Origin of the sequence: Pantoea sp. LMR881, assembly GCF_027157825.1 — a bacterium.
In the GTDB taxonomy this organism is placed as follows: domain Bacteria; phylum Pseudomonadota; class Gammaproteobacteria; order Enterobacterales; family Enterobacteriaceae; genus Pantoea; species Pantoea haifensis.
Map to the genome: position 1 here is coordinate 70,595 of NZ_JAPVOK010000005.1, position 15,977 is coordinate 86,571.

At 49.8% G+C, this 15,977-nt stretch carries 19 protein-coding genes; 3 read left to right on the plus strand and 16 right to left on the minus strand.

Features of this window, described 5'->3' with window-relative positions:
- Positions 1–3: 3 nt before the first annotated feature.
- Genes O3W44_RS22180 through O3W44_RS22190 form a run of 3 tightly spaced genes read right to left on the minus strand, consistent with a single transcriptional unit; the run spans position 4 to position 1,762 of the window.
- Positions 4–501, minus strand: a complete 498-nt coding sequence (locus O3W44_RS22180) for a hypothetical protein (protein WP_269294893.1) — start codon at positions 499–501, stop codon at positions 4–6.
- A complete protein-coding gene (locus O3W44_RS22185) occupies positions 498–1,415 on the minus strand; it encodes a baseplate protein (RefSeq protein WP_269294894.1) in 918 nt (305 codons plus the stop codon). Before O3W44_RS22185 ends, O3W44_RS22180 begins: the two co-directional genes overlap by 4 nt.
- A 2-nt stretch (positions 1,416–1,417) precedes the next feature.
- A complete protein-coding gene (locus O3W44_RS22190) occupies positions 1,418–1,762 on the minus strand; it encodes a hypothetical protein (protein WP_269294895.1) in 345 nt (114 codons plus the stop codon).
- A 193-nt stretch (positions 1,763–1,955) separates the two neighbouring features.
- Between O3W44_RS22190 and umuD the strand changes: the two genes are divergently transcribed.
- The 3 genes from umuD to O3W44_RS22205 are packed head-to-tail and all read left to right on the plus strand — an operon-like array spanning position 1,956 to position 4,177.
- On the plus strand, positions 1,956–2,399 hold the full coding sequence (umuD, locus tag O3W44_RS22195; protein ID WP_269294896.1) for a translesion error-prone DNA polymerase V autoproteolytic subunit: 444 nt from the start codon (positions 1,956–1,958) through the stop codon (positions 2,397–2,399).
- Positions 2,383–3,645: a translesion error-prone DNA polymerase V subunit UmuC gene (umuC, locus tag O3W44_RS22200; RefSeq protein WP_269294897.1), complete on the plus strand. Its 1,263-nt coding sequence runs from the start codon at positions 2,383–2,385 to the stop codon at positions 3,643–3,645. The genes umuD and umuC overlap by 17 nt, the downstream gene beginning before the upstream one ends.
- Before the next feature lie 55 nt (positions 3,646–3,700).
- Positions 3,701–4,177: a hypothetical protein gene (locus tag O3W44_RS22205; RefSeq protein WP_269294898.1), complete on the plus strand. Its 477-nt coding sequence runs from the start codon at positions 3,701–3,703 to the stop codon at positions 4,175–4,177.
- 153 nt (positions 4,178–4,330) lie between these two features.
- Here the strand turns inward: O3W44_RS22205 and O3W44_RS22210 are convergent, their stop codons facing one another.
- From O3W44_RS22210 to O3W44_RS22270, 13 genes are all read right to left on the minus strand, one after another.
- Positions 4,331–6,322, minus strand: coding sequence for a hypothetical protein (locus O3W44_RS22210; RefSeq protein WP_269294899.1), 1,992 nt, complete (start codon positions 6,320–6,322; stop codon positions 4,331–4,333).
- A 5-nt stretch (positions 6,323–6,327) separates the two neighbouring features.
- A complete protein-coding gene (locus O3W44_RS22215; protein WP_269294900.1) occupies positions 6,328–6,744 on the minus strand; it encodes a hypothetical protein in 417 nt (138 codons plus the stop codon).
- A complete protein-coding gene (locus tag O3W44_RS22220; RefSeq protein ID WP_269294901.1) occupies positions 6,708–7,298 on the minus strand; it encodes a hypothetical protein in 591 nt (196 codons plus the stop codon). The genes O3W44_RS22215 and O3W44_RS22220 overlap by 37 nt, the downstream gene beginning before the upstream one ends.
- Positions 7,299–7,327: 29 nt before the next feature.
- Entirely contained in the window at positions 7,328–8,092 is a 765-nt protein-coding gene (locus O3W44_RS22225) for a hypothetical protein (RefSeq protein WP_269294902.1), read from the minus strand.
- Between the two features lie 120 nt (positions 8,093–8,212).
- Positions 8,213–8,623, minus strand: coding sequence for a hypothetical protein (locus O3W44_RS22230; protein WP_269294903.1), 411 nt, complete (start codon positions 8,621–8,623; stop codon positions 8,213–8,215).
- A gap of 20 nt (positions 8,624–8,643) precedes the next feature.
- Positions 8,644–9,036, minus strand: coding sequence for a hypothetical protein (locus O3W44_RS22235; protein WP_269294904.1), 393 nt, complete (start codon positions 9,034–9,036; stop codon positions 8,644–8,646).
- A gap of 8 nt (positions 9,037–9,044) precedes the next feature.
- The gene (locus O3W44_RS22240; RefSeq protein ID WP_269294905.1) at positions 9,045–9,845 is read right to left on the minus strand and encodes a phage tail protein; all 801 of its coding nucleotides are present in this window, start codon (positions 9,843–9,845) and stop codon (positions 9,045–9,047) included.
- Positions 9,832–10,404: a hypothetical protein gene (locus O3W44_RS22245; protein ID WP_269294906.1), complete on the minus strand. Its 573-nt coding sequence runs from the start codon at positions 10,402–10,404 to the stop codon at positions 9,832–9,834. Before O3W44_RS22245 ends, O3W44_RS22240 begins: the two co-directional genes overlap by 14 nt.
- A gap of 3 nt (positions 10,405–10,407) precedes the next feature.
- The gene (locus tag O3W44_RS22250) at positions 10,408–10,902 is read right to left on the minus strand and encodes a baseplate protein (protein WP_269294907.1); all 495 of its coding nucleotides are present in this window, start codon (positions 10,900–10,902) and stop codon (positions 10,408–10,410) included.
- Positions 10,903–10,910: 8 nt separating this feature from the next.
- Entirely contained in the window at positions 10,911–11,474 is a 564-nt protein-coding gene (locus O3W44_RS22255) for a hypothetical protein (protein WP_269294908.1), read from the minus strand.
- 60 nt (positions 11,475–11,534) lie between these two features.
- On the minus strand, positions 11,535–12,251 hold the full coding sequence (locus O3W44_RS22260; RefSeq protein WP_269294909.1) for a hypothetical protein: 717 nt from the start codon (positions 12,249–12,251) through the stop codon (positions 11,535–11,537).
- Positions 12,252–12,266: 15 nt separating this feature from the next.
- The gene (locus O3W44_RS22265) at positions 12,267–13,859 is read right to left on the minus strand and encodes a phage tail protein (protein ID WP_269294910.1); all 1,593 of its coding nucleotides are present in this window, start codon (positions 13,857–13,859) and stop codon (positions 12,267–12,269) included.
- 42 nt (positions 13,860–13,901) lie between these two features.
- The gene (locus tag O3W44_RS22270) at positions 13,902–15,893 is read right to left on the minus strand and encodes an Ig-like domain-containing protein (protein ID WP_269294911.1); all 1,992 of its coding nucleotides are present in this window, start codon (positions 15,891–15,893) and stop codon (positions 13,902–13,904) included.
- Positions 15,894–15,977 lie beyond the last annotated feature (84 nt).

The window sequence follows — 15,977 nt, forward strand, 5'->3', positions numbered from 1 at the left end:
GCCTCAGTACGTCAGAGTAATAGTGGAGTTAGTGACATCGAGATAAACGAAGTCATTCAGCGCCACGGCATCAGACATACCCGTGATCGAGATATTGAACGAAGAAAGCAGTTCTGTTTCCTGCACGATAGCCCAAATTTTATTGCGCGTTACGCGTGAATATTCGTCCGTATCATTCGTATCCGATCCCACTGAATCACGGCCTGCATTACTTTCAAGCACGCTACGGATTTTGCGCTCCGCTTCTACCAGGTTAACCGTTTTTAACGCCGTGCCGGTCATGTCCAGAGTAAAGGGTTTCTCGTTGGTCTGAACGTGCTTGAAGTTTTTGTTTAACTCATTGGGCACGTTGGCCAATGCTGCAAGCATAGCCGCACCAATCTCATCCTGAGTCATTCCCGGTTTATGAGCACAAAGGAAAACCGTGTTGATGTTGGCGATTGATTTAAAGCCGTCCTGTGCTTCCTGCTCCTTTTCTCCCCAGGCATTAATCCAACTCATGCCAGGAATGACGGTTTTAAGGAAATGTTTATAATCACCCCCCACACTACCTGTTCATCATAGGCAACGTAGTATTGCGCACGATTACGGGTTTCCTCCGTGGTTTCAAACCCGGCCCCGTTAGTAATCGGCGTATCCGTGACAACTTCAACACTGTTGGCAAGCTCTGCATAGTCACCGCTTGGCGTCAGTGCTTGCCCCTGAACCAGAGTAATATCGCCATCACTTAACCAGACATCGATCAGGATGCTTTCGCCCTCCGCTGGCATCATGCCTATTGATCCATCACCGAAGCGAATCCCGATTTGCTCCGTTGGCCGGAAAAACATCACATAATCTCGACTGGTCTTTTTGGACAAGCGAAACTGCGAATTGTATTTCCACAGAACGGGCTTGCCGCCCTCGGTAACGTAAACATCAATTTGCGCACATCGTGCGGTCAGTTCCTTAGAAAGCGTCACTGAAAGAAATTCAGTTTCGTTATCAACCGCCACGGTAATTCGCTGTTTCTCTAACTGCTTCACTGAAACGCCGGTTCTCACCTCGCCTGCCACCAGAGTGATCGGCTCCATAAGCATATAGGCATACTGCGCGTCGGAAATGAGCGTACTGTAGAGCGCCAGCGCAACTTCGCTGTCTGTTTTGTTGGACACTTTTGCCGTACCCACCGCTGGCGTGATAAGGCGCGCTACATAGCCCTTATCTTCAGCGGCGGCAAGAATGGATGATCGACGTGTTGCTGTACTGATAAAACCCTCTGTCAGTGCCTTTGCGGCGGCTACCTGCGCTGCGTAAATAACCTGACTGCCCATCACGGCAAACATTTTGATGAACTGGCTGTTAACGAACCGCTGCCACCAGCTATTACCCAGCAGCAGGTTATTAAACTTTTCGTATAATTCCTGTGTAGTCATGCCTAACCTTTCTGTAAACCGATGTTGTAGTCACCCCACGGCAGGCCAATCTCCAGGTAGTACAAATCCTTTTCTATTGCCTCGATCCTGATACCTGTTATTTGCACATCGGGAATGTCCCGCCTGATAGACGTCACTATGTCGTTTTCAATGGCCACCTCTGTGAAGGTATTCATTGGTTCATGTTTGTACTTCTGAAGCGGGTTTCCCCACCCTGGCAGGCCATAAATGCTGCCTTCCGGCGTGTGAAGCCACTCTTCTACCTTTGCCTGTTGCGCTTCGTTATCGCCTAGCTTCACGCTTACGCCTTCGCCGGTAACACGTAACAGGCTGTCTATCTCATTCATTGCCCACCCCCTGTAGGGTTCAGTTAATGCGTGGCTAATCTATCGAAAGTGAGGAATCATCGACTGTCAGGCGAGGTTTTACGGGAGGGGCTACGATTTACTAATAGGCAAACAGACTCAGTATTTAACGTTTCGCTTGATTTAGATGGCGGCTCGCTAATACTGTATATAACAACAGTGGAACTTGGTTGAAATGAGCTTTGAGAAAAACGAGGCGTTACCGGATGACGCTGAAATACCGGGTTTTATTCGGTTAAAACCTAAAGGCTTTCCGTCGCCAGCAAATGACTATCATGAGTCAGGAATTGATTTGAACAAGTTGCTGGTCGGTAAAGCTGTTTCTACTTACTTTTTAAAAGTCGAAGGGGATTCGATGGTAGATGCACACATTTACGATGGCGACTTGTTAATAGTCGATTCGTCGAAGATTGCAGAGCATGGAGACGTTGTAATCGCCGCTGTGGACGGAGAATACAAAGTGCGCAACCTTGTTAAGCATCCTCGCGTATCGCTGGTGGCCATGAATCCCAAATACCCACCGATAGATATCACTGAAGCCACGCCATTACATATTTTTGGCGTTGTGACTTATATCATTTCACCCGCGCAGAGCCGTCGCTATGTTCGCCCTCTGTGATGTGAACTCATTTTACGCATCGTGTGAGACGGTTTTTCGCCCGGACCTGTGGGGAAAACCTGTAGTCGTAGCGTCCAACAACGACGGCTGCGTGATCGCAAGATCGGCTGAAGCTAAAAAATTAGGCATACCAATGGGTGCGCCATTATTTAAGTGCGGCAATTTTTTCAAACAGAACGGTGTTAACGTCTTCAGTTCAAACTATGCGCTTTATGCTGACATGAGCTTGAGAGTGATGACCATACTTGAGGAAATGGCACCTAAAACAGAGGTTTATAGCATTGATGAAAGTTGGCTTTATCTGAAAGGTATGGAAAACCTGGTGTCATGGGAAGAGTACGGACGCGAAGTACGTGAAAGGGTTCAGCGTGAAGCACATTTAACTGTCGGTGTAGGCATATCGCAGACTAAGACCCTTGCTAAACTGGCTAATCACGCTGCAAAAAAATGGACTAAAACAGGTGGAGTTGTTGCGCTGACTGATCCCGCACGCCAGCGCAAGTTAATGGCACTTGTCGAGGTATCGGATGTTTGGGGCGTTGGTTCACGTATCAGTAAACGGCTTAATACAATGGGCATTAAAACGGCCCTTGATCTGGCCAATGCAGATACTGGCATGATACGGAAAAATTTCAACGTAGTGCTGGAGCGCACCGTTCGAGAGCTACGCGGCGAATCGTGTTTAGAACTGGAAGAAGTTGCTGCGACTAAGCAACAAATCGTTTGCAGTCGCTCATATGGAGAAAAAGTTACCGATAAAGAAGATGTGCGCCAGTCATTGTGCGCCTTTGCTGAACGCGCGGCGGAAAAGCTACGCGGTGAAGGCCAGTTTTGTAAGACGGTTACAATCTTCTTTCGTACCAGCGGATATGACACATACGGCGAATATTGTTCTAAACAAGGCACAGCCAAATGTCAGATCCCCACTAATGACACGCGCGATATTATCAAGATGGCCATGACGGTTTTCGATGAAATCTGGCAAGAAGGCCCCCGCTATGCAAAAGCAGGCATCATGTTGGGGGATTTTTACAATAAGGGCGTAGCGCAGTTAGGTTTGTTCGATGAAATCCAGCCCAAAGCCAACAGCGAAGCATTAATGCGCGTGGTTGACGGGCTTAACCAGTCCGGCAAGGGTTCGCTATGGTTTGCCGGTCAAGGCATTCAAAAAACTTGGCAGATGAAGCGTGAAATGCTTTCACCAGCATATACGACTCGTTTTTCTGATCTACCTACTGTTAAGTGATTGCAATCAATAATTAATCCGTTAAATTACACTTTTTTCCGTTACAGGCTTAGGTATGAAGGACTATTTGAAATCAATTTGGGATAACTTTAGCAGCCACATGTTATTTCTGTATCTAGGTGCTTTTATTTTCATTCAATTAGATATTTGGTTTTTCGGTGAAAAAATTGAACCCGCGACTTTCACTGCTACAGCTTCAACCGTCACCCTTCTTTTAGCTTTATATAGCTTAACAAGATGGGAAAGCACCAAAACATCAGAAAAAGCGTTTGAGCGCACATCGAAGTTTATTGAGAATATCTACAGAATATTTAGGCTAAACAAAATAATACATGCTTGCCTTTATGAAACCGACCAAAAACTGGAAAATATGGATAAGAGCTTATATGACCAATTCTTGTCAGATGCAGCAGAAAGCATTAAACAAGCCAGAAGTTCTTATGATGAGGCTTTGACTTTACATGATAGCTTTTTGCTTGGTCGATTACATTTCAAAAAGAACCAGAGTTTGAAAAACTCCGATCCTCAATAAATAGTTTTTTCGTTGAAGCAGAAATGTTTCATGATCTATTGGTGAATAAGAAAGACAATTCAAAAAAGGAATCTATTGAATTTTATCAAGCTGAATTCAAAAAAAGCTGGAAGGTTTTCGCTTCAGAAAGAGATAAATTTAAAATGATTGCATTCAAAAAAATGTTTGCATATAGGAAATAGTTAAAGCGGCAGCTAGGCCGCTTTTTTTATTTGAATAATTGCTCCAATGACGAATCCCCACATTTAACGGAATATCCTTACGCGGCGATGGTTGCGCAGTTTCCGTGGTTTTGTTCGGGTTTACGCTAGCCTCTTTCTTCTCAGGCTCTTTCTTCTCGACCGCCTTTGCAATACGTTCAAGCAGGCTGGTTTGTTGCTCATCGCTACCGCGCGTTTCCTTGTCGCGTGCAGCGACCGGCGCAATACCACTACCGGCAAAATCCGTAACCGGCGCGCGTGGCGCGGTGGAGAATGAATTGATTGCCTTACTGGTCAGTTCACCCGATTTATTACCCAGCGCGGAGGACACTGTATCGCTCAGGAAAGATAGCGGCGTATTCTGCATGACGCCGCCCGTAAGACCTGACACTAGCCCGGAAACAGTACCGCCCGCCTGGCTGGCCATCCACTGCATAGGGTTATCAACATCAATCCCCATGCTGGTCAGTGCGTTCTTACCAATTCCGCCCATCACATCAAGCGACTTGCCGCCAATGTCTTTCATCGTATCGACCGTAGAGCCAAACCAGCCTTGATCTCCCTCCGCTTCTTTAGGGTCAGCCGGGGCCGTTTTCGCCCTGCTGCCGGGTACACGCGCGCTGGTGGAAGTAACAAGATGGGGTTTGTTTACTTCACTCAGCGGCACAACGTTATCGACAGGACGAGCAACACCCACCAGCGAAGCATCAACGGTTTTAATGCCTTCCGGCTCACTGGTGGCCTGAACGCCATCAGTCTTAGCCGTTATGCTACTTCTCTCAGCTACTTTACCGATATCATCAGGATTCAGCGCCGCACGCGCTAGGCCAGGCGGAAGCTTGTCACCAGTGGGTAGCGTTAGCCCTTTATCGGGCACCTGCACACGAAGACCTTCGACGTTGCCGAAAATCTTGCCTAATTGCTCATCACTGTAATCACGGAATTCACCCAGCTTTTCTAGTGAGGTATCCCACGCCTTGCCGCCGTATTCTTTCGCGCCATCCACCAGCTTATCGGTCATGGTATAGCGTTCAGGATTAGCGCGCTGGTCAGTGCTCGCTAACGCCTTCAGCCCACTTGCCGTGCGCTGCTTGTTCAGCTTTTCTAGCGTCTCAGGGTTAAACTGCCCTTCCCATTTTCCTTTGCCGCTTTGTCGCGTCCCGATAGCATTGCGAATGAACTGATCTGTTACCTGCGGATTACCACCCTCAATAGTAGAAATCTGACGGATCATTTTCGTCATCACTTCAGGATTATTGAGATCTAGCGTCTCGTTATCCCTTACGCCGAGGTTTTTCGACAGCGTTGAAATATAGTTTTCTGTGTTGTTCTCACTTGCTGGCGCAAACTGCGTGATGATGTCGCGAACATTGGTCAGCTTTTGATAATTAACCGCTTTGCTGGTGCCGTCAGCGTAGCTGCTTAATTGATTAGCCAGCCCACGCATTCCCTCTTCCGGCGAGTCGTATTTAGCAAACGTCTGTTCACCTTTGGCGTTCGCCTCTTCCAGCGTGGCATCACTCTGGCCAACATATTTAATGTTGCCGAAGTTGTTATTGCGGAAATTACGATTGCTGGCGTTAGCGCCGCCAATGTTCAGGTCATCACTGACTGTATTGGTCGTTGGCCCCGCCGGTGCCGAGATTTCTGTTGTCTCTGCGGTAGCTGGTTCGCCGGAATCGCCGCCTGTTACCGTGCCCCTGTCTTTGATGGACTTATCCAGCTTGCTGATGGCGTCTGTGGTTTGCTTTGTGCCGTCGCGGATCGCATCAATTTGTTTATCGCCGCTGGAAGAGAAAACGTCTTTAACGTTGCTTACGCCGCTATCCAGTGACTTAGCAATGTCGCCAGTATCGAATGACAGCTTTTCCGCTACGCCATCGAAGCCCAGCGCACTTGCCCCCTTAGCCAGCAATCCTGCCCCACCTGAAACCAGCCCGCCCATGTTAATCACATTGGCCGCTGTATACTCCGCTTTTGCCTGCCGCTTACGTCCTGGTTTTCACCAATGTTGAATGCTGCTTTCTGGCCTTCCGTATCGTTATAGCCGTCAACTGCATCCATGCCAGCACCAATAGCCGTACCAATGACCGGCACAGCTTTAAGCGCAGTTTTGGCGAGCAACTTCTCTCCTCCCTTTTTAATCGCTTCTTTTTCGGCCTTCTGCGCAACTTCTTCGCCCGCTTTCGTTTCAACCTTTTGCGCAGCTTTGGTTTCTGCTGTTTTGGCTTCAACCGGTTTGGCTTTTGCCTTCTCTTCAACTTTAGCCTCAACCTCTTCTGGCTTCTCCCCGCCAGTTAAGACGCCTTTAATGGTTGCTGCGCCCCCTACTACGGTCGCCCCAATTGCGGTGGCCACTTTGGCCAATTTACCGCCGCCTTTAACTTTTTTGGCGTCTTAGGCTTTTTGGTTTTCCCTGGTGTGCCAGGCCTGCTTGCATCCGGCAATGGCAAGCCATCATCTGCACCGCCGCCGATAAGACGTTGCAGCAATTTCAGAATGGTTTTTCCACCCAGCGCAGCGGCTAACCCGGAAAGGATGCGCGAACCAATGAGTTTACCCAGGGCCCTTGCACCAATAGCCCCGGCTAATGCGCCAAGAATCCCCTTCCCACCCGACTTGCCGTGTTCACGGGTGTTTTCCTCAATCTCCTTTAGTTCTTCAATGATTGTGCGGTCGTTCTCCACCAGCGTTTTGTTCTGGTCACGCACCATTGAAATAACGCTGCCGCCCTTACTCGCTTGATAGGCTTTTTGTGACTTCGTGCCACCCGCATCGGCCATATCCGGGAAGCGAATAGGATCGCCTGACACTGTCGCTTTTCCGGCTTTGCGCTGTTTGTTCCAATCGTTGAGGCTGACAACCTTTTCGCGCACGCCTTCACTCAGATCATAAAGTTCTTTCCCTGCACTCCAAATCACCCCACCTGCTGCCGTTCCGGCTACTTCAGTCAGATCATTGCCATTACTTTTTTATTGCCGAGGATGTCCCCCAGCTTTTTAAACAGTGATTTGTTTTCTGCTTTTTCGCGGCGCTCGTCGTCCTGTTCGCTTTTTTCTTTTGAGGTAAAACGGCCATTGGCATCGCGCTGTGGCGTAGCAACACTTTGCTCACTATTGATTGCTGGCGCACGCCATTTGGCTGTATTTGCATTATTTTGAGTGCGTTGCGATTGTGATTGAGTGATGACGAAATGATTTTCGACATGATTCGTCTGCGAGATAAATCCGTCATTGGCGGCATATCCGCCTGACTGTAATCGTTTTTCAGCCGATTGAATGGATTTTGCAGTGATTTTTGCCGCATCTGCGGCAGATCGCCTACGCGCACCAGAAGCATTGAATGTTTTTTGCTGATTTTTGGATGCGTTTGGATTGCGTTTGCCGTTACTTGACTGATTGCTAATGCGGGCGTCATACCGCATGTTTGCAAGGTGATTACGGCTTTCATCCGTTTTAATGCGACTTAATGGGCGATAATTGCGATTATCACTCAAATGATTGTCATTGCCTGCATTTCTACGCGACATGATTGCATTTAAAATCGCCTTGTTTGATATCTGAAGATTTTCATTAGGCGTTGATTTAGCGCCGTTACGGGCGATTACCGCCCGATGAATATCCTTAAGCAAACCGAGTTCTTTAGTGCTCGCGTGCTCGATGGCGTCAATGATTGCCAATGCGTCAAAACTTTGGTGCTGCTGTGGAAGTGCCATGCTTAATTACCGGCTGCGTTTTTTAACATCTTTTCCAGATCTTCAATCATCTTGGGGATGCGCCATTCAGGCAGTTTGTGAATATCCCCGATTGATTGATGTCCGTAAAAGGCGAGGCTGTTAATCAGCGTCATCCATGAGTCCAAGGAATGCGACTGGAAGGTACTTGATAGCCCGAAAGGGAAAGTACAGACGCGTGATCAGCGTTTGTCCCTCCTTAGCCTTTATCGGGCAAGCATGAGGCGGGGCGTACAGCATGGGTTTCCCGTCTTTGATAAACATTGGCAAACCGTGGCGTAATGATTCCTGCATAGCTTTTACGCTTGCCACCAAAGGCATAAATTCGGTGTATTCCTCCATCGAATTCACCAGGGCATAACGGTTTTCACCCGCTTGCTCAAAATCATCTGGTTCATTTTTCAACTGTGTTTGCAGCACGATTTCAACAATACGAAGGTTTTTAAGCTCGTTCCGGTAATGAGGGGAATCTTTCGGCGGCATTCGCATCTGCATATGCTGTAACTTCTCCATGCTACGACCGTCCAGCGGCTTCAGAATCCACTCAACCGCCTTCCCTGAACCGGGATCATTACTTCAACGAACGGTGGCACCTGTAATAGCTCCAGTTCTGCGCCCAGATCAGCCATATCAAACTGATGCTGGTGGAGTTGATTACAGTGGCCGCAGGTATAACTCAGCGTGTGCCCGTGCTTCATGCGAGTGTTCATCCAAATCCAGTACAAAGCCGCGCGGCGGTCCTGAACGGTCCATAACGCACTGTCATGCTTTTCGCCTTCCTGCACCAGATTCAGGTAGCGCGTAGTGAATTCTTCTTCCAGTTCTTCCGTGGCATTGCCATATTCAAGCGATTCCTCAACGGTATGCGCGCGAAAACGTAATTCGACATTGGGATTGGAAGGTAAGGGCAGCGGAGGAATGTACATAGTTGTTCTCAGAATTTAATGATTGAGGATACTTTGCTGCTGATCGAACTGCCGACACTGCTTAACGCGTTACCGGCTGCGCCCACCACGGCACTTGTGGCAATGCCTTTGAGGCTGGTATCGGCGGAGGAATAAGAAACAAAAGTCAGGGGATACGAGAAAAACTCGCCAGACTGATCGTAACCACGCGTCGTTGAACCTCGCTCGGTCGGAAACACTTTCATTTCCCGATCAATGGATTTGGAGCCGTCGAAGCCTATCCGGTAAACGCGGATCGCCATTGTGTAAAACGGCGGCAGGTTAAGCGTGCCATCCTGGTTAATAACGCGCGCTTTACGGGCATCAAACCATTTCGCGATTTTGCCGTCCTGCGAGTCGCGAACGGTCAGCGTTACGGTTCCGGCTGAAATATGCGTTGGCTTGTTGAACATCACGCCACCAATGATTTTCGACTCGGTTTCAACCGTACCGGCACCATAAGTAACGTCTTTAACATACATGAAGAGGTCGCTAAGCCCATCAGCCTCAACAACAAATTGCCAGCCTTGTGCGTACTGAATTTGCATGGCCATCTGCAAAATGGTTTTCGCATAAGCCATGTCGCGAGTAGTGCCGCCTTTGCCGTTAACCAGACCGCCGCTACCTCCAGAAAAGCTTACGCCGCCCAGCGCAGCACTTAACGCTTCGCCTACAACAGAATTAGCCGTGCTCTGTAGCTGGCTTGTGACATTGCTGGTTAACTGGCTGACGGTGTTAGAAACGAAACTTTTTGCACTAAAGCTGCTGGATAATCCGTCAAAAATGCCCATTAGCCCCCGTAATCAGCGAACCGCTGAACACCATTGCGCGATGTGCGCTCATATTTGCTTCAAGGTCGATTTTGCGCTGATAGAGGGTTGAGTCATCGGGAAAGGCGCTTGCATCTACTTTACCGGCGATACTCATACGACGTTTACGCTCTGTATTGTTAATGGCGATAAGGATTTCAAGGTAATCCATGATCAGGGCGCGAATGGTTGCAGGCACAACCCATTTATCAAATGGCCTGTCACTCAGGTTAACCAGATAAGTCAGGGTGAACGGATAATGCTCGCTTCCCAGCAAATCTAATTCAATTGCCGTACCGAAATCATCGCTGTAAACCAACGCGCCGCGTTTGTCAGCCACGCCTACCAGCGAAAGATAATCCTCCGGGTAAGGCAGGGCTACGCCTGCCTCTTTTTCGATACGGACGCGCCGGATGTATCCGGCGCGATCCTGATATGCCGACAGAGCCTGCCTGAGCATGGATTCAAGCGTATTCTTTTCCCTCACAAGGAGCGGAGTAAAACGGCTTTTCACCTCATCAAGAAGTTCATGCGGCGTCATTAATTACGCATCCACCCAGTTGTATACGATTCGCAGGTTAGGCTTTACAACTTGCGTCATATCTTCAGATGAAAGGTCCACGGCGTCCGAGAACACCAGGCAGTGACCGAGCGTGCGGGTTAGCCCTTTAGCATCGCCGCTGTTAGATTCGGCTGCTGCCTGCACCTTAACGGTCACATACTTCTTGTTAATCACAATCTCACGCACAGCGGCCAGCACTTTGCCGTCAATTGTTTCTGAACACTGCATTGGCATTTCACCATTGTTCTTGTACGCGCCGTACTGCGTCATGGTCAGACCGCCAGGAATGGTGTCTTCAACCTGCTGGCGTGCCTGCTCTGGCAACTGCGCGGTACGAAACAGGATAGAAATGCCTTCATAACCTTCAATCGTTGCCCAATACTCCGCGCCCAGCAATTTCTCACCGGCTGCGATGTTCTGATCAAGACGTTTTTTTACAAAGCCCATATCGGCTTTGGCGTTAGAGAAACCAGCCATTTAATACCTCAAATAAACATAAGCGGGATGTCAGATTTGTTTTGTGCTGACATGCCTGAAATACGAAGGTTTACAGTGTTTTGTGTGAACATCCCGGTAAGCGTCTTGGGTGCGTCCAGTTCGAAACTGACCGACTGAATAACGGCATCCATTAGCTTTATGCGCCTGCCGATATCCAGCACGACTGGCTTAGGACGCCGCCCGCCAGGCACAAACTCTTTCAGTTCCGGGGATTCCATCTGCATGAGCGCCGAAATTGCATTGTTAACTTCGATTTTTGCGTCAATCGTGGCCATGAAATGCAGGACAAGATTGAATTCAGGTGGCTTGTGGCCTTCCCAAACCATCAGTGAGTTAACGAGCGATTTAGACGTATTGGTGCTGGTGGCCTGAACGGCATTAACAAATGTAGAAGCGCCAGCTATTGAACCAACCGTGTTGTTTTCAAACGGTGAAACCCACATGCTTTCCAGTGATGCAGCACTGCCATCACCGATGTAGCCCACAACCATTTGACCGTCTTCAACCGATGTGATGTATGCCTTCAGGAAGGGACTCACGCCATCCGGCATTATTGCGCCACAAATCACACAACCCCTTAATGCCCGCCGCCAGAACGGCGGGCGAGACACTTACAGGCCGCGCTTTTTGCGGACCTTCATAGATTTACGGAACGACATTTTTGCGGACGCGGTATGCGAGCGTAGGCGGTTCTTTTTCAGCGCAGCGCGCTGTTTAGCCGTCTGGCGCAGCTTGCGCGGACGCTTTTTCTTAAGAATGACCTGACCAGCACGGACGACCTTGATATTGGCTTCAAGCATGGCGTCGTCATTGCCTGAAACGCTGTACACAGCAATGGCTTCGTCTTCATCTTCAACGTTGCCAGTAATGCCATCAGCAACGTTAATTGCTGCGTCGTCATCGTCTTCGTCAATCATGGCGGTAACATCAGCCTGGTCAGCACCAAGCGATACGGCTGCATCAGCCAGCAAGTCGAGCCAGTAGTTGTACGAATCAATCTGCGCGTCGGTAATTTCGTCGTCGCCTTCATCGTCTTCAATACCGGCCAAACCCAGCGCCAGATCATCAAAGTCACTTGAGGTAGGTTCTGAACCATTCGCCCAGCCGATCACGGTAGATGCAGCCGTACCACGCTCGTCCTGCTTGTTTTTCTGTTGAACCGCTTCGAAAATCGCGTCATCGAGCGGTTTCTTATTAGCTTTCTTTTCTTCCTGGTTTTGCTTGTCCTTACTGGACTCCAGCATTGCTGTGTCAGAGTCACCAGCGTTAGCGAGCGGCGCAGCGAACGCGGTTTTCAAAAGGCTGTTTGAGGATTTCTCGTTAAACATTCTCGTTTTTACCTGTTAGCGGAATAGGATTGGCTGGAGTAAGGTGCGACGACCAACGCCAGTGATGGAAAGGGAGTAGGAAATCTGCCAGTAGTCAAAATCCAGTTTTTCGACGGTCACAACGTAAGGCTGATCGCCTTCGCTGGTGTCAGATGGCGTGACAAGCGCCTCAGATGCCACATAGCGATCAAGGAGGTTAGGCAAACCCTTTTCCCAGCCTTCACGGGTGATACCGTCTGGCTGGTGTTTCAGCTCCAGACCGAGCGCATAGACGCTGCGCGCGATGGCGTTGGTCACAGAAACAACGTGCTGGTACTTCTTGTAGTTGTTTTCAGTACATGCAGTCAGCGCATCGTCGATAACCACGCCGCCGCCGTAGCTTGAAACAACGTTCAAATGCGCCTTAGCAAACAACTCACGATCAATTGAACCTGCTGAAGCCAATGGCTTGATATTTTGACGGGTCAGCATTCCTCGCTGCGCGCCAGCCGGGGAGTAATGCCAGCCGCCAACGTCAGCCACCAGCGCAACGCCTTTCGCTTTCGCTACAAAGGCATCACCAGACAGACCAAAAACAACTTTGGTTTGGCCGAGCGGATCGCGGCAGGAGTAAGGGAAGTAGTACAGCGTGATGTTTTCATTGCCATTCAGGCCCAGCGCAGTCATTTGCTCCAGCGCCTTCGTTGCAGAGAGACGAGGATCGACATCACCAAACGCATCAACACGAACGTCTTTGGCCAGCGTGGCCAGCTTCTCAATTACGGTTGCGTCATAAACGCCCAGCGTCAGAATTGCGGTGTATTCCACCAGCGAATTTTCCAGCGCAGTGATTGGTGCGTCATAGCTTTCAGCGGTCAGCTTGCTAACGTCGCCGTCATCGCCGCCCACGAATGCCTGGCCTTTAAATCCTGCAAAATCAACCGGCAGCATTGCGTCATCGGCTAATACACACTGAATTTTTGATTCATTGTTTTCGAGCACGTCATGCAGGAATGCGCTAACGCCCATATCACTCAGCGCCAGCGGATCAAGCGATACTTCATACTCTTCCAGCGTGGTTACGGTGCCCATTGAATCGGTAGATTTCAGGGTTAGCGTGTAAAAGCCTGCTTTACCTGTTACCGGCACGAAACTCAGTGATCGATTATCCGATTTATGGCCATCATCCACATACAGCGTGAATACACCGCCTTCCGGTAATTCAATGTCTGAACCGAATAGCGTTGCGCTGGTGGTCACGTCAATGGTTACGGTATCGGCTTCGCCATCGCCACCAGCCAACGTCTTTTTGACCAGGTTGATCGCGGGCACTTTCATGCCTGGCAACGGTACGCGAACCACATAGCCGTTACCGCCTTTAACGGCAATCGCAACGTGACGCATAGATTCGAAGTGTGCGCCTTCCAGCGGGCGATACGGCTCACCGAGCACGTTTTTAAAGTTATCCGCATTGATGGAAAGCACAGTGTTTGGCTTGCCAGATTTGGCAATCACAACACCCGCGAAGACAGAAGCGTTACCGGCAACGCTGCCCGTGGTGGCGTCAGCATTAATCGGGCCAACCGCAATCTGCGAGGCTTGTCCGATTGTAAAAGCAATTTTTTGCATTGTTTCACCAGATAAAGCGCCCTGTTACGGGCGCTGTAAAAATTAAACTGCCGCGTTAACCGTTACTTTGGTAACTGCGGTAAAGCCGCCGTCTTCAGTAGTCAGGGTTACGTCAGCCGTACCCGTACCAACTGCTTCCAGCTCACCGTTCGCGTTAACCTTCACGACAGACGCATCACTTGAAACGAGTGTGTAGTTCTGGTTCGTTGCATCAGCCGGTACAAAAGCTGGTGTCAGTACAAACATGCTGCCAACGGTGGTGGTTTTGGTCTTAGGCGACATAGAGACGCTTTCAACCGCTACGCTGGTGATGGCGGTGGAGGTGATGCCTACACCGCCATCAGTCTTTCCCACGTAGTCGCCTGTCACCGGGTTAAGCGCGCCAGCTTTCTTGTTGGTCAGAAGCAGACGAGCAAAGTAGGCGTGACCGTTACGCGGATGAACTTCGTTCAGAGACGAACCCCACAGGGTTTGGCGGTTAACCAGACCTGGCGTAGTTGGGTGAGTGAATGGGATCGCAGGGATCGCATCGCCGGAAACCATGCCCGCTTCGCCCAGGTTATCGCCGCGCGAATAGAACAGGACTTCTGCCGGGTCGAATGGATAGCCGTCATCGCTCATCTGCTGACAAACTGGTGAAGGCACTTCAAAGATGCGGTACACGCCAAACAGGGTGCCCATGAACTGCACGTAGGATGATTCCACATAGCCTGGAGCCGGGGTGAACAGGGAAGACGGCAGAGACTTAATGAAAGTCGCAGCCTCGCCACCAGCAAAACCCCCACGAATGCCGTATTTCAAAGTACGGTCGCGGATGTCGCGGGAAATGGCGTTAACGCGGTTTTTGAACAGGCCGCACCATGATTCCCAAACCTGACCTTCAGGCAATGCGGTATCAAATTCGTAATCATAAATGGTGTGGTAAGCCAGCTTACGCAGACGCTTCATGTCGATTTCATGAGACGCCCACTGAGTCAGGCTGGTGAACTGCATGGAAGCAAGGTCTTGACCGAATTCACGCTGCAATTCCATCATGCCCTGAACGGTATGTTCTGCGGCCAGGATGTACTGTGATGGCTTCATCATCCAGTCTTTCATTGCCTGGTTAATTACCGGGATGATGTCAGGTGCGTTTTCAACATCCAGCTCTGCCTGGATAGCAATTTTGGTGCCCGCTGCTGGCGCATCTTTGAAGGTCAGCGTTACTTCGCCCTTCGTATAGTCGATGGTGCCTGAAATAACGTAGGTCGCGCCTTTCGGATGTTCTTCGTTGACGTTAATGTTGCCGTCGCCATCGTCAAACGACTTGAAGATCACACGGTCCACCAGGATACGCACACGCCCAGCCTTGATCGGCATAGAGCGAGTTTCCTGGTCAGCAACCTTGATGGTGTATTCCGTCAGGGTGCCGTCTACGGTTGCAGGGTCCAGCATGTAAATGCGGCCCATCTGCGAGTAAACACCGCTGGACAGTTGATCCATGCGCTGACCTTTCTTAAACGAACCCATGTTCGTGCCAGCAATGTTATAAATCTCGTAAAACTTGTTTTCATCACGTTCAACCGGCATGAAGGTACACATGTCGCCGGTCGCCGCGCCCAACTGAGACGGCAATACCATCGCCATGAAAATCGCCTGCTTCAGCACGCCCTGGCTGGTGGACATATCTTTGGCCGCTGATTCAAGCATCGCCGCGCCGTCGCCCGCGAACTTCGCGTTTGGCTGCGCAACTGACTTAATCAGGTTGCTCATGGAGTGGTAAGCGTTGGCCAGAAGGTCGAAAGGCGGGTTGGAGCCGCGCTGTTTGATGTAGCCACGAACAGATGCAGCCCACGGTACAGCAATCTGACGAACGGCCAGCGGGTCAACCGATTCAAACATCGGATCTTGCATTGCCGCGTGGGTGATGGCCTGAGCTTGTTGCTCTGCGTCCATCGCTTCATTTAGTGGTACGTGTGCGGTAAACGCCAGTACGTTACCGGCCATCTTCGCGATGTTCTGCTGGTGCTTCTGAAAAACACTGATATCAGACACTGTTTTTAACCCTATCTATGTGCAAGACAGAGGTACTGCTTTCGACGGCAGGGATTCTAACGAAAGTGAGTTATTGGAATTCCA

What these genes read in the sequence shown, in the direction of transcription:
- O3W44_RS22180 (WP_269294893.1), bottom strand. Translation starts at nt 501, where the DNA reads ATGAGTTGGATTAATGCCTGGGGAGAAAAGGAGCAGGAAGCACAGGAC.
- O3W44_RS22185 (WP_269294894.1), bottom strand. Translation starts at nt 1,415, where the DNA reads ATGACTACACAGGAATTATACGAAAAGTTTAATAACCTGCTGCTGGGT.
- O3W44_RS22190 (WP_269294895.1), bottom strand. Translation starts at nt 1,762, where the DNA reads ATGAATGAGATAGACAGCCTGTTACGTGTTACCGGCGAAGGCGTAAGC.
- umuD (WP_269294896.1), top strand. Translation starts at nt 1,956, where the DNA reads ATGAGCTTTGAGAAAAACGAGGCGTTACCGGATGACGCTGAAATACCG.
- umuC (WP_269294897.1), top strand. Translation starts at nt 2,383, where the DNA reads ATGTTCGCCCTCTGTGATGTGAACTCATTTTACGCATCGTGTGAGACG.
- O3W44_RS22205 (WP_269294898.1), top strand. Translation starts at nt 3,701, where the DNA reads ATGAAGGACTATTTGAAATCAATTTGGGATAACTTTAGCAGCCACATG.
- O3W44_RS22210 (WP_269294899.1), bottom strand. Translation starts at nt 6,322, where the DNA reads ATGGGCGGGCTGGTTTCAGGTGGGGCAGGATTGCTGGCTAAGGGGGCA.
- O3W44_RS22225 (WP_269294902.1), bottom strand. Translation starts at nt 8,092, where the DNA reads ATGGCACTTCCACAGCAGCACCAAAGTTTTGACGCATTGGCAATCATT.
- O3W44_RS22230 (WP_269294903.1), bottom strand. Translation starts at nt 8,623, where the DNA reads ATGGAGAAGTTACAGCATATGCAGATGCGAATGCCGCCGAAAGATTCC.
- O3W44_RS22235 (WP_269294904.1), bottom strand. Translation starts at nt 9,036, where the DNA reads ATGTACATTCCTCCGCTGCCCTTACCTTCCAATCCCAATGTCGAATTA.
- O3W44_RS22240 (WP_269294905.1), bottom strand. Translation starts at nt 9,845, where the DNA reads ATGGGCATTTTTGACGGATTATCCAGCAGCTTTAGTGCAAAAAGTTTC.
- O3W44_RS22245 (WP_269294906.1), bottom strand. Translation starts at nt 10,404, where the DNA reads ATGACGCCGCATGAACTTCTTGATGAGGTGAAAAGCCGTTTTACTCCG.
- O3W44_RS22250 (WP_269294907.1), bottom strand. Translation starts at nt 10,902, where the DNA reads ATGGCTGGTTTCTCTAACGCCAAAGCCGATATGGGCTTTGTAAAAAAA.
- O3W44_RS22255 (WP_269294908.1), bottom strand. Translation starts at nt 11,474, where the DNA reads ATGCCGGATGGCGTGAGTCCCTTCCTGAAGGCATACATCACATCGGTT.
- O3W44_RS22260 (WP_269294909.1), bottom strand. Translation starts at nt 12,251, where the DNA reads ATGTTTAACGAGAAATCCTCAAACAGCCTTTTGAAAACCGCGTTCGCT.
- O3W44_RS22265 (WP_269294910.1), bottom strand. Translation starts at nt 13,859, where the DNA reads ATGCAAAAAATTGCTTTTACAATCGGACAAGCCTCGCAGATTGCGGTT.